The 12,530-nt window shown below is 36.1% G+C and carries 14 protein-coding genes; 3 read left to right on the forward strand and 11 right to left on the reverse strand.

Translation table 11 applies throughout. From position 1 onward, the window contains the following. Positions 1–268: 268 nt before the first annotated feature. The 4 genes from MUA40_RS09110 to MUA40_RS09125 form a co-directional block, all read right to left on the reverse strand. Entirely contained in the window at positions 269–1,762 is a 1,494-nt protein-coding gene (locus MUA40_RS09110; protein WP_016424603.1) for a leucyl aminopeptidase family protein, read from the reverse strand. Positions 1,763–2,119: 357 nt separating this feature from the next. After that, positions 2,120–3,322: an NAD(P)/FAD-dependent oxidoreductase gene (locus MUA40_RS09115; protein WP_016424602.1), complete on the reverse strand. Its 1,203-nt coding sequence runs from the start codon at positions 3,320–3,322 to the stop codon at positions 2,120–2,122. Positions 3,323–3,761: 439 nt separating this feature from the next. Further along, positions 3,762–4,121, reverse strand: a complete 360-nt coding sequence (locus MUA40_RS09120) for a HesB/IscA family protein (protein ID WP_016424601.1) — start codon at positions 4,119–4,121, stop codon at positions 3,762–3,764. Positions 4,122–4,134: 13 nt separating this feature from the next. Then, positions 4,135–4,371, reverse strand: coding sequence for a YuzB family protein (locus MUA40_RS09125; RefSeq protein ID WP_016424600.1), 237 nt, complete (start codon positions 4,369–4,371; stop codon positions 4,135–4,137). Between the two features lie 280 nt (positions 4,372–4,651). Between MUA40_RS09125 and MUA40_RS09130 the strand changes: the two genes are divergently transcribed. Continuing rightward, on the forward strand, positions 4,652–5,716 hold the full coding sequence (locus MUA40_RS09130) for an NAD(P)/FAD-dependent oxidoreductase (protein ID WP_016424599.1): 1,065 nt from the start codon (positions 4,652–4,654) through the stop codon (positions 5,714–5,716). 212 nt (positions 5,717–5,928) lie between these two features. Here the strand turns inward: MUA40_RS09130 and MUA40_RS09135 are convergent, their stop codons facing one another. Next, positions 5,929–6,258, reverse strand: a complete 330-nt coding sequence (locus MUA40_RS09135; protein ID WP_016424598.1) for a YuzD family protein — start codon at positions 6,256–6,258, stop codon at positions 5,929–5,931. 101 nt (positions 6,259–6,359) lie between these two features. Between MUA40_RS09135 and MUA40_RS09140 the strand changes: the two genes are divergently transcribed. After that, positions 6,360–6,602 (forward strand): NifU family protein, encoded by a 243-nt coding sequence (locus MUA40_RS09140; RefSeq protein ID WP_016424597.1) that lies wholly within the window; start codon positions 6,360–6,362, stop codon positions 6,600–6,602. 338 nt (positions 6,603–6,940) lie between these two features. Here MUA40_RS09140 and MUA40_RS09145 read toward each other — a convergent pair whose 3' ends face one another. Genes MUA40_RS09145 through MUA40_RS09155 form a run of 3 tightly spaced genes read right to left on the reverse strand, consistent with a single transcriptional unit; the run spans position 6,941 to position 9,139 of the window. Next, positions 6,941–7,912 (reverse strand): 2-hydroxyacid dehydrogenase, encoded by a 972-nt coding sequence (locus MUA40_RS09145; RefSeq protein ID WP_016424596.1) that lies wholly within the window; start codon positions 7,910–7,912, stop codon positions 6,941–6,943. Positions 7,913–7,918: 6 nt separating this feature from the next. Continuing rightward, positions 7,919–8,704 (reverse strand): TIGR01457 family HAD-type hydrolase, encoded by a 786-nt coding sequence (locus MUA40_RS09150; RefSeq protein ID WP_016424595.1) that lies wholly within the window; start codon positions 8,702–8,704, stop codon positions 7,919–7,921. Then, positions 8,705–9,139 carry a DUF86 domain-containing protein gene (locus tag MUA40_RS09155; protein WP_016424594.1) on the reverse strand — a complete coding sequence of 145 codons (435 nt, stop codon included), beginning with the start codon at positions 9,137–9,139 and terminating at the stop codon, positions 8,705–8,707. A 100-nt stretch (positions 9,140–9,239) separates the two neighbouring features. Here MUA40_RS09155 and MUA40_RS09160 point away from each other — a divergent pair, with 100 nt between their 5' ends. Next, on the forward strand, positions 9,240–9,506 hold the full coding sequence (locus tag MUA40_RS09160) for a DUF3055 domain-containing protein (RefSeq protein WP_016424593.1): 267 nt from the start codon (positions 9,240–9,242) through the stop codon (positions 9,504–9,506). A gap of 317 nt (positions 9,507–9,823) precedes the next feature. On the opposite strand, the gene MUA40_RS09165 is transcribed toward MUA40_RS09160, so the two are convergent. The 3 genes from MUA40_RS09165 to MUA40_RS09175 form a co-directional block, all read right to left on the reverse strand. Next, the gene (locus MUA40_RS09165; RefSeq protein ID WP_016424592.1) at positions 9,824–10,189 is read right to left on the reverse strand and encodes a YutD family protein; all 366 of its coding nucleotides are present in this window, start codon (positions 10,187–10,189) and stop codon (positions 9,824–9,826) included. Positions 10,190–10,207: 18 nt separating this feature from the next. Beyond that, the gene (gene lipA, locus MUA40_RS09170) at positions 10,208–11,125 is read right to left on the reverse strand and encodes a lipoyl synthase (RefSeq protein ID WP_016424591.1); all 918 of its coding nucleotides are present in this window, start codon (positions 11,123–11,125) and stop codon (positions 10,208–10,210) included. Positions 11,126–11,210: 85 nt separating this feature from the next. Beyond that, positions 11,211–12,530, reverse strand: coding sequence for a bifunctional metallophosphatase/5'-nucleotidase (locus MUA40_RS09175; protein WP_262569444.1), 1,320 nt, complete (start codon positions 12,528–12,530; stop codon positions 11,211–11,213).

The following is a 12,530-nucleotide window of genomic DNA, read 5'->3' on the forward strand; positions in this document are numbered from 1 at the left end:
CACTAAAACTTAATATAAGCCCTTTTTAATTAAAATCATTTCAAGCCACTTATAAAATCAAACGGTAACAGGCAGTTCAAACAACAAAGAGAGCAAGAAGAGATATCTTATACATTTAGATACCTTCTCACTCTCATGTCTATTAATACGTGAATTAAAACTATTTCGGATATGATGTACGTGATGACTCTTTTTGGTAACAAACCTATATACTTCAGGTCATCATGTCTCAAACCTCAACGTTTTTCTCAATGATTTTTACTTAGACCTATTCACTATCAATTGTTCCGTATTGTGTTTTTAACCAATCCACAACAGTTGGAATCATGTAACCTGTTGGTCCTTTAGGCCCTCTATGTGATGCTTTTTCGGTTGTCGCAGGCCCTGCAATATCGAAGTGTAAGTGGGGTGTTTCACCACTAAAATGTGTCACAAAAGCAGCTGCAAATAAAGCGCCGCCCGGTGAGTTCACATGGTTCGTTATATCAGCAACATCTGAAGATTTTAACTTTTTACGTTCAGTTTCAGTAATAGGCAGTTCAAAAACAAGCTCTTCATATCGTTGTGCTGATTGAAGTACTTCTTCTAATGCTTTAGGATCAACGTTCTTTTTAAATACTGCAGCTTTATCTTCACCTAGAGCTGCAATCGCTGCACCTGTTAAAGTCGCAAAATCTAAAATGATTTGTGGTTGGTATTGATTCACAAAGAATGTCGCATCCGCTAAAACAAGTCGACCTTCTGCGTCTGTGTTTGGAATTTCAACTGTTTCTCCACTTAACGCAGTAAATACATCATCAGGTTTCATTGCATTGTTCGCTACCATATTTTCTGCAGCAGCAATGACTGCGACGATATTGACTTTTAGTTTAAGCTCTTTTGCCGCTTCAATCATCCCAATAACATTTGCTGCACCACACATGTCAAACTTCATCGTCGGCATTGTTGTACGTGTCTTAATGGTATAACCACCTGAATCATAAGTAATCCCTTTACCGACTAGTGCGACCACTCGGTCTGAATTGTCAGGGTCACCATAATATTCTAAAGTGATGACTCTAGGTGGATTAATTGAACCTTTACCGACAGCATGAACTAAACCAAAACCTTCTTGTTGAATGGCTTGCTCATCTTTAATGTCGACTTTAACAGCTGAATCTTTAAAGTATTGTTCCACTGTTTCAGCTAAATATTGAGGTGTCATAATATTAGGCGGAATATTACCTAAATCACGTGCTTTATTAATGGCACGTCCTAATTTTTGACCCGCTTCAATTGCTTTCTTTTCATCTTGCAAATACTGATCTGTAGATGTCATTTTTAAACGAAAAGCGGGTTTCTTATCAGATTTATAATCATCAAATTGATAAATTGATTGCTCGCTTTGTAGACCCATTAAATTAAAAACGGTACTAGATTCTAAAGATTTTGATAAAAATGTATTCGCTTTAAGCTCTATTTTAGAGATAGATTTCTTTTGTAAGTATTGGAATAAATTACCCCAAATTTTTAAATAATCTTTTTCTTCCATTTGATTGATATTCCCTAATCCAACAGTAATCAAATGGCGTACTTCATTATCAATCGATACCGCAGTTGAAGCAACCTCACCGCGTTGAGAACTGATAATATGGCTCGCTTTCAAATCACTTAATGCATCATAAAGTGATTGTTCTTGCTTTACTTCATCAAAATATTGATTTAAATGTTCTGGGATTCCTGCAACAATAACTGTCGCATGCGCTGTATTTTGTGTTCCCACTACATTCACTCCTTTCAAGTATGTAAATAGGGGGGCGGAAAAGAAATCCTATCATTGATTAAGATTCCTAACTCCCGCCCCCATGTGGCTGACTATTTTAGTCTTTGTATAGGCAAAGGACTTCTGCTCTCATTTGCATATACTTTTTTTATGCTTCATCAAACAATATATTCATTGTCATTATTCTAAATATAATTGTGTCGTTACCGGTGATGATAAGCTTATGACAACTCAGCAACTTAGCGCATCACTTAATCAGACTGATGAAAAAATATCTGTGAGCCACTGATACCATGAAAGAGACAGGTAAGTTGTGTTTGTTTTAGCATTTAAACAGTTTCATTTCAACTCAATCTATTAAAATTTACCTTTTTTGTATGCTAAGCCGATACCACCTAATTTGAAAACAGCACGTGTATCAATCACGCGTTTTAAGAATGCAGCTTTTTTACCAGTGATTTCGCGACCAAATACAACACCTACACCATCACGATGACCTAATGAACATACTGTACCACGATCATTGTATACAAATGGCTCAGTAGATTCACCTTTTAATATTTTAGCAACGTTTGTTGCCGTTTTTTCACCTTGTTGCATTGCAAGTTGTGCTGTTGTTGGTAATGGACGTTCTTCACCTTCAGGAATAAATGCAGAAACATCACCAATAACAAAGATATCGTCGTAACCTTCGATTGTTAAATCTTGTTTTGTTACGATGCGACCACGTTTTACACCTTCGAATGATTTTTCCATTAAATGGCTACCTCTTACACCTGCAGCCCATACAACTGTATTCGCTTCAAGTTGTTGTTCTTCATCGTTTACTTTTACAACGAATCCTTTTTCATTCGCTGCTACAATTGGTGTACCAACTTTAAATTCAACGCCACGTTCTTCTAAGTAGCTCACAGCATAGCTAACCAGATCATCAGAGAACATTGGTAACATTTTTGGTGCGGCTTCAACACAAGTCATTTTAACTTTACTTGGATCTACACCATATTTATTCGCTAATTCTGGAATACGATCAGTTAATTCACCTAAAAATTCGATACCTGTAAAACCAGCGCCTCCAACAAGGATAGCTAAATCTTTATCGTCTTTAGTTTTTGAAGCGGCATAATTCGCAAATTGGTCTTCAATATGGCGAGAAATTTGACGTGAAGTATGCACGTTTTCGATTTGGAAAGCATGTTCTTTCATACCAGAAATGCCAAAAGTTTCTGATTCAAAACCTAATGCTACGACTAAAATATCATATTCAAAAATACCATGTGTTGTTTCAACTTTTTTTGCATTACGATCAATCTTAGTCACTTCAGCACACACAAAATCAACATGTTTTTTCAACACGCTTTGAATTGGATATAATGCATCTTCATAGCTAATCGTACCAGCTGAAGCTTCATGTAACCAAGTTGACTCATAGTGGTAGTCATTTTTATTGATTAATGTGATTTGTGCATCTTGTTCAGATAATTGCTTTTGAAGTTTAGCCACAGTTTGTAAGCCAGCATAACCAGCACCTAAAACGAGTACTTTTTTGCGTTCTGCCATTTGTATTCACCTATTCTTTCATAATATAATCTAATGATTTGTATATACTGTATACCCTCGAAATTTTACAGTATATCAATTGTAAAAATAATGTCATTAATAAGTGTATAGTTTTTTAGAATTGAATTCAAGTTAATATGTCATAAGATTGTAACAGCTTCCGACTTTGTTGTTTAATATACTTTTCTATTTTCTCATCTCCAATATGTTTTCGTCAAAAATTCAATTATAAACGATACAAATGGCCTTTTTTAGTATGTATGAGGATTTCATAGTTCCAACTCTCTAGTTTTCCTATATTAGGTCATAATAATTAACATAACGGTTAGCGAATGTTTCACCAACCGTTAAAAAATGACAACTAAAAAAGTAGGTATTGGGTTTGTTGAGAAACAAACTCGATACCTACTGCTTTAATCACATTCTCAAAACTTCCTAATTAACAATCTTCAGGTGTACCTGCGACTTGTGCTGTTCTGAATGAGCTTCCACAGCCACATGAAGCAATAGCATTCGGATTATCAATTTGGAAGCCACCGCCCATTAATGATTGTTTGAAGTCAATTGTTGTGCCATTTAATATTGGAGCATCCGCTTTATCCACAAGGACTTTTAGCCCAAAAAATTCTAAAACTTCATCATTTTCGCCTGGTTCTGGTTCAGCAGTCATTCCATATGTGAGGCCTGTACAGCCACCTCCTTGAACTTTAACTTTTAAATAACCTTCTGGCATATCATTTTGTTCCAACATATCTTTCACTTCATAAGCTGCTGCTTCTGTTAAATTTACTGTAGCCATAGCAAAGCCTCCCTTAAAAAATCCATGTTTCTTCTATGTGTGCGTATATATTCTGTAATAAATCATCAGGTGTGTCACCCTCTACCATATCTCCATTGACGAGCGCATAAAGACCAGAAGAACAAATGCCGCAATTTTGTAAACATCCATAATCAAGAACGTCAACATTCGGATCATTCTCTAACGTTTGATACACTGATTCTGAGCCTCTTGCCATATTGGAAATACAGAATTCGACAATCGGATTCATTTTACACCCTCTTCTATTTTTTAGTGATGCCATTATAACAAACTTTAACCTTTTCTTCTATGGAGTCGCTCACCTTCCACATCCTGTTTCTATTGAATACAATCAATATATAATTGAAATTTTACAATTATTTTACTTTGAGTATGTTTGTATGGTTTTCGAAAAAAAGATATAATTAGTATTAAGAAAGTAGGATTTTATGCAACTATCCGCATTGATCATAAGGGGTAAATGTTTAATGTGTGAATAGTAAATTTCATCTCTAAAGGGGTATTCAAAAATGAAGAATTTAGTTTTGTTAGGTGGCGGTTACGGCAATATGCGTATTATGTCTAAAATTCTACCTGATGCGCTTCCAGAAGATTATCATATTACGTTAATCGACCGCATGCCTTACCATGGACTTAAAACCGAGTTCTATGCATTAGCAGCTGGCTCAAAGTCTGACAAAGAAGTACGTGTTAATTTTCCACATCACGACAGAACCAATACAGTCTATGGTGAAATTACAGATATCGATTTAGATAATCAAATTATTTCAGTAGGACAAAACAAGGTGGATTATGATGAACTTGTCATTGGCTTAGGTTGTGAAGACAAGTATCATAATGTGCCAGGGGCTAAAGCTTATACTTATAGTATTCAAACACTGCAAAAAGCTAGAAAAACATACCACGATATTAGTGAACTCCCTTCTAACGCTCAAGTGGGTATTGTCGGTGCGGGACTAAGTGGCATTGAGTTGGCAAGTGCATTGAGAGAAAGTCGTAGCGATTTAAAAATTTATTTATACGATCGTGGCGAACGCATCCTTAATCAATTTCCAGAAAAACTAAGTAATTATGTTAAAAAATGGTTTGAAGAGAACGATGTTACAGTCGTCCCTAATTCAGATATTGTTAAAGTTGAACCGGGCATCCTTTACAATAAAGAAACTGAAAACAAACATGACTTAATTGTTTGGACAGCTGGCATACAACCTGTTGAAATCGTAAGGAATTTACCAGTTGACCTCAGCCGTAGTAATCGCGTTATGGTCAATCAGTATCATCAAATTCCAACATATCCAAACGTTTATGTTGTTGGAGATTGCGCAAATCTACCGCACGCTCCGAGCGCTCAACTTGCTGAAGTACAAGCAGACCAAATTGCGATGGTCTTAAAAACACAATGGGCTGGCAAACCGTTACCTAAACAGATGCCAGAAATTAAAATCCCGGGCTTTTTAGGTTCATTAGGAGAGAAAAAAGGCTTTGCTTACTTGATGGATACAACTGTCACTGGCCGACTTGCATCCATATTAAAATCCGGTGTGCTATGGTTGTATAAACACCATAATGGTTAATCCTCAACGCTTTTTCTATACATGTAACATAACTAAAATGAAGCGGTACAAACGTCGAACTTTTGACGCTGTACCGCTTAAATATTTAGAAATAGGCTAACATTTATTCCCCATTCAATCCATTGTATGTGTCACCATAAACAGGCAAACTTTACTTATCACCCTACCACAACATGTCAATTTTAATTTCTAACGCTTCGTTGACGCTTTTTTTATTCTGCAGTGACATCAAAATGTTGTTCGACAAAACGTTTAATCGGTTTAAGCTGAATATATCCGTCAGCTACGTATTCATCGTTCATTGTTACAAGAGGATAAAACAATTCGTCTTCTTGAATTTGTTCAATGAACTGCACATCATGATCTGTTAGGTTTTCAGTTGTTTTTTCAATATCAATATAAGTATATTCAAAATCAATATCTGGATATTTCCTAGGTAATAATGTTTTCAACCAATCATACGTGTTTTCAGAACTTGGTGCATTCACACAACTTGCACAAATAACATCCGCGCCATAGACAACCACACTCACTTTTCTCATGTATGCCCCCTAATTGATTCAATAGATTTTTTGTTCTACTTCTATTATAATAAAAAAATAAGCTCAAATAGAACCATTTAACTTGAAAGGAGGCATTATCCATGCCAACTGAAAATGCGACAATGTACGATCAAGTTGCAGAAGTGATTGAAAAACTACGTCCATTCTTATTACGTGACGGGGGGGACTGTGAACTTGTCGACGTTGAAGATGGTATCGTAAAACTTCAATTACTCGGTGCATGTGGGACTTGCCCAAGTAGTACCATCACACTAAAAGCTGGAATCGAGCGTGCTTTAATAGAAGAAGTACCTGGTGTTGTAGAGGTAGAACAAGTATTCTAATCATAAACTCAATATAGAATTAGATTGTTAACGGGATATAAAAGGAAACAGAGACTGGGGATAGCAATCCCAAAATAAATAGCGCTAAGATGATTTTCTTAATAGAAAATTACCTTAGCGCTACTTTTTTATAATAAAACTTCGTATGGTATGACTTTGTTTATGCATGCCATGACGCACTATTATAGTTACAATAAATGACTTCTATATCATTTAGTTCATAACGACAAAAACTAAATGAATGATGAATTGACTCATCCACATCCATTTTAATATTTAAAAGATATATCAAAATGGATAAGTTTTTCGTGCTTAACTTCTTCAAAGGCACTTTAAAATTAATGTGTATTCGTGACAACCTGATTACGCGCTAAATAACCTTGAATGACATCTTCAATATTTAAAATACAGGTTTGAATCATTTGATCTCTTGTTAACACTGACGCACTACCAATATGAGGTGTCACAATCACATTTGGATATTTTAATAGTGGATGATCTGTAGGAATTGGTTCATCACGTACCACATCCAATCCACAACCCGCAATCTCACCATTTTCTATTGCTTCCACTAAATCTTCTTCAACGACTAAGTCTCCGCGACCGATATTTATGAAAATGGCATCATTTCGCATTTTTTTAAACACTTCTTTATTAAACGTATTTTGCGTTTCAGGCGTAGAAGGTGCTGTACAAATGACGAAATCACTTTCTTTAATTAATGTATCAAATGAGGTGTAAAAAGCACCCAGTTCATGTTCCGCTTTCATATTTCTTGAGCGATTATGATATAAAATATCCGCATTAAAGCCTTTAAGTCTTCTCGCAAAGGCACGCCCAATTTCGCCCATGCCGAAAATACCTACTTTCGATTGATAAATATCTTTTCCTGCAAGCAAGTATGGACCCCAACTTTCCCATTGTCCCTGTTGCACATATTTTTCTGCTTCGACAATTCGTCTTGAAGTGGCCATCATTAAAGCGAAGCCTAGTTCAGCAGTCGTTTCAGTTAAAACACCTGGTGTATTAGCAACCTGCACATGATTTTGTTCAGCTGTTTGAAGATCAATGTTGTCATAACCGACAGCCATATTCGCGACAACCTTTAATTGTGGCGCTGCTTCAAAAAGCACCGCATCGATACGTTCACTTAATGTTACGAGTAATGCTGTTTTATCTCTCGCCGCTTCCAAAAACTGTTCGCGAGGCATAGGTGTTAGTTCATGATCCCACATCTCAACTTCACCTAATCCTTCTAATCGTTCTAAAAACTTTTGAGGAATACGTCTTGTGACTAAAATTTTCTCCATGAATAATCACTCGCTTTTTATAAGATTTTCACGCAATTCATTTAAATCTTTTACACTATATGTAGGCGGTGTTTCTCGATTCATTGCCTCTTCTTTTGAAGTTACACCTGTTTGGACGTGAATGGTATCCATTCCTACATGAATGCCTGACATAATGTCTGTATCATAAAGATCGCCTATCATGGCCACTTCACTTTTATCTAATTGCAACATTTCAAGTGCTTTTTCCATTATAGGTGTTTCAGGTTTCCCAATGAAAATGGGTGTCTGCTTAGAAGATACAGTCACTACACTTGTAATCGAACCATTCCCCGGCAAAAAGCCTTGTTCTTTAGGGATAGACGGATCTGGGTTGGTTGAAATGAATGTCGCCCCATTTTGAACAGCTAATGTCGCTTTTGTTAATTTTTCATAATTGACCGCTTCATCTAAACCGATTACCACATAGTCCACATGAATATCATCTTTCAATTGAAGTCCGCTCTCCTCTAAAGCTGTTGCTAAGCCTGTTCCACCTAGCATATATACTGTAGCGCCTGGGTGTTCTCCACTAATATAATCCGCAGTCGCCATTGCAGAGGTCACAACTTCTTCTGGTTGAGCTGAAATGTCAAAACTCGCTAACTTATCGACAACATCTACGGGTGCTTTTGTAGAATTATTCGTCACATAAATATGCGGAATATCATTTTGATTCAAATAATCAATAAATTCCGCAGCACCTTCAATTTTTTGGCTGCCTTTATACATTGTTCCGTCTAAGTCGATTAAATAGCCTTTATAAGCTTTCATTCACGCTTTCTCTCCTTTACCAAATGCTGTCACTGGTACATTTTCATTTTCTAAAAACTGGACAATTTCTTTAATAAATTGTTGATAGTACGGCACGGCTTTATCAAATAAAGGTACTAATTGTGTCGCATCTAGCTTGTCATAATAATGAACAAACTGACGTCTCACATCAATCGTTTCATGTAAGATATTTTGAGTCTCTTTAGAAATTGCACCTTCAAGTTCCAAAATATCAATCACATCTTTGTAATTTCCAGGGTCTCTTAATATAAAGCCATCAATAATCATATTGCCGATGTCAACAGATGACTCGATCAACATTTGTGCCACACGCTCAAATGCGTATGAATTGGATTTTACTTCTGGATAATCTTGGGTTAATTGGTCTAAATATTTGAGTTTAGTTTCTAATTGTGTTTTGTCAACGAAATACACTTTTATGTCACCCCTATTCTTCTCTATCATATCACAATTTTGCATGCAACTTCATTTATCGCTATACTTGGCATAGTATGATTTTAAAGGAGTATACAAGATGATAGATATGTTTTTATATGATGATGTTGAGCCTTCTCAGATTAGATTCGTTGGCTTTGTCGGCGAACATAGCCGCTATGATCTCGTGTTGATTCAAACAGATCGTCATTATGGGAAAACTTTGGTGTTAAATACACAGACAAATAAGTTTGGCATTATTGGAACTGATGATTTAGAAGAGGAAGGTTACATTTCCTATATATTAGGTGTCAGTGATGAAGAAGCAGACGAAATTACTGCTTATTTAAATGAAGTGATTCAATAAAATCCATCGGTCTTTTAGATTTCGTCGTTATGAATTAAATGATACGAAAGTAATTTATTTTTAACTGTAATAGTAAGAAACAAGGAAGCGCCCAGACGATTTTCTATTAAAAATCATCTGAGCGCTATTTATTTTGGGATTTCTGTCCCAACCTCCCTTTTTGTATACAGGCTAAAATTTCGCCTCACCTGATAAGGGATGACTCAAGTTGGGCATAGTTTTTACCAAAACATACACAACCAAGCCTAAACATCTTCTGACCTTTGCGTGTCTATCCGCTTATCTCTCTATTTTTACACGCTAATCATAAAATGGTATTAATCTTGAATTGTTGGCTGAATTTTAACATCTTTCAGCTTGTTCTCTTCTGAAGGTGCCCCTTCATGCCCCAGTTGCGCTTCAGCTTCGCGCTTCGACAAACGACGGACAATAAAATAAGCACAACCAAAGTTACAATATTCATATAAATAATCTTGTATCGTTGAAAAACGCTTATTAAAGTCTGCCTTTTTGTACGAATCATGATAAAACCCTTTAAGTCTTAATTGCTCATAACCGTAATCGCCTACGATAAAATCATATTTATCTAGAATCTCAGAATATCTCGCGATAAAATCATCTTCATTAAATCCATCTTTATAAGACTCAATTAATTCAAAATAGTGATTTCCTACTTTTATCATGTTGCTATCACCTGGATTTTATATTTTAAGTTGTTGGTCACCAAGCTGTTGTTTTTGTTTCGCCGCTTCATTAACTTGTTCATCTGCATGATATGAACTACGTACTAATGGTCCTGCTTGACAATGTTTGAAACCTTTTTCCATAGCTACTTTACGCAATTTACCAAACTCTAAAGGTGTATAATATTTTTGTACTTTTAAGTGCTTACGAGAAGGTTGTAAATATTGTCCAATTGTTAAAATATCAACGCCATTGGCACGTAAATCGTCCATTGTTTCGTGCAACTCTTCAATTGTTTCTCCTAATCCCACCATAATACTTGATTTTGTTGGAATATCTGGTTGTAATTCTTTAGAACGACGTAAAAATTCTAAAGTACGATCATACGTCGCACGTGCACGTACTCTTGGTGTTAAACGTCGTACTGTTTCAATATTATGATTTAAAATATCAGGTTTTGAAGCCATTAACGTTTCTAACGCTTCATAATCACCACCCATATCAGACGGTAAAATTTCAATTGTCGTAAATGGATTACGTTCACGCACTTTACGTACGGTTTCAGCGTATACATTAGAACCAGCGTCTTTCAAATCATCACGTGCAACAGCAGTAATAACGACATGTTTTAAATTCATTGTTTCTACTGATTGTGCAACACGTTCCGGTTCACCTAAGTCCAACTCATTCGGCAAACCTGTCTTAACAGCACAAAAACGACAAGCACGCGTACATACCGCACCTAAAATCATAAATGTCGCCGTACGACGTTCTCCCCAACATTCATGAATATTAGGACATTTAGCTTCCTCACAAACGGTATGTAAGTTTTTTTCGCGCATCATTTTTTTAAGCCCTGTATAGTTTTCGTTCGTGTTTAACTTTATCTTTAACCAATCCGGTTTACGTAAAATTTCTTCATTTTTAGTAGCCATAACAGCGGATAACCTCCCGTAATTTATAGGTCTCAATACATTATAACGAACTTCACACAAAATTAAAATGTACGAGACTTATTATTTATATTGTCAATAATTTATCTTTAAAGATGTCTCTTAAAAACTCAGGCATTAAATACGTAATTTCTGCATCTTTCAACATTGGGAAATAACGCCCAAATGTATACATATCTACCGTGCCTAACGTATATATTTCATCATCGTCAATCTCTAAACCTTTAACAAAATAGCGCTCACTAGATGCGATAAAACCAGCATCATATAAAATATAGCCTCCAAAAACATCGCCACGAAAACCTAATCCCTGTGCGTGTTCATACATATAGGCTTGTTCTCGCGCTTTCAACAGCACTTCTTTTAATTGCGCACCTGTGAGTTTCACTCGTACCGCGTTAATCGGATGTGGCAACATTTGATGCACATCATATTCTGTTAAATACTTATTTTCATAGCCTTTTACGATTAACCCTGCATTAATTATTGTACAATCAGCTTCTGTAAATTCATGGACACTTTGTGCAAGTATATAACTTGTTTGCGTAATATAATTCATAGCTCGAGGCAATGTCATTCTCTTTGTCACAATCGGTTGATCTAATAATGCGCGGCCTTCTTCTTCAAAATGCGTTTCCACTTCAGGTAACGTATCTAACGGATGTAAAATCGCTTGTTTAGAGACAACTTTTCGATTCTCAATATCGAGCGTAACCTCTCCTAGAAAATGACCATATTTGCCAGCTGCAGCCATTAATACCCCATTTTCCACTTGCCCATGTTCAAAATAGTGATGTGTGTGTGCGCCAAAAATGACATCAATTTCTGGAATCGCTTCGCATAGTTTTTCGTCAAAAAAGATGCCGACATGGCTGAGTACAATCAAAACATCATATTGTCCTTTTTTAGCGTCTATTTCTTTTTTAATCGCATCAAATGGATCTGTGACAACCCAATCCAATGCACGATAAAACGGCGTGAAAGCAGCTGTTGCGGCTACATACATAATACGAACGCCTTCTATTTCTTCAATATAAGACGACAAAAAGTGCCGTGGATAATTGCCTGATTCATCTAATACGTTCGTACAAGTCACTTTAAATGTCGCATCGTCATATAACGTGTTAAGCGCTTCATGAGAAATCGTCATGCCTTCATTATTTCCTATTGTCGCCACATCACAACCTGCTTCATTTAATAATTCAATATTCCGTTTACCTAATGTGCCTTCTGTCACAGGAAGTGATAAATCGACATGATCCCCAATATCGACGTAACGTGAAGCGTGCGTTAATGTTGGTCGCGTTGCTTGGAGGTATGCTGTAATACGTGTATAGGCATGCAAATAACTGTGAATATCATTTGTATGATAAATCGTTAAACGCAT

The organism is Staphylococcus schleiferi (assembly GCF_025558325.1).
Lineage (GTDB): Bacteria > Bacillota > Bacilli > Staphylococcales > Staphylococcaceae > Staphylococcus > Staphylococcus schleiferi.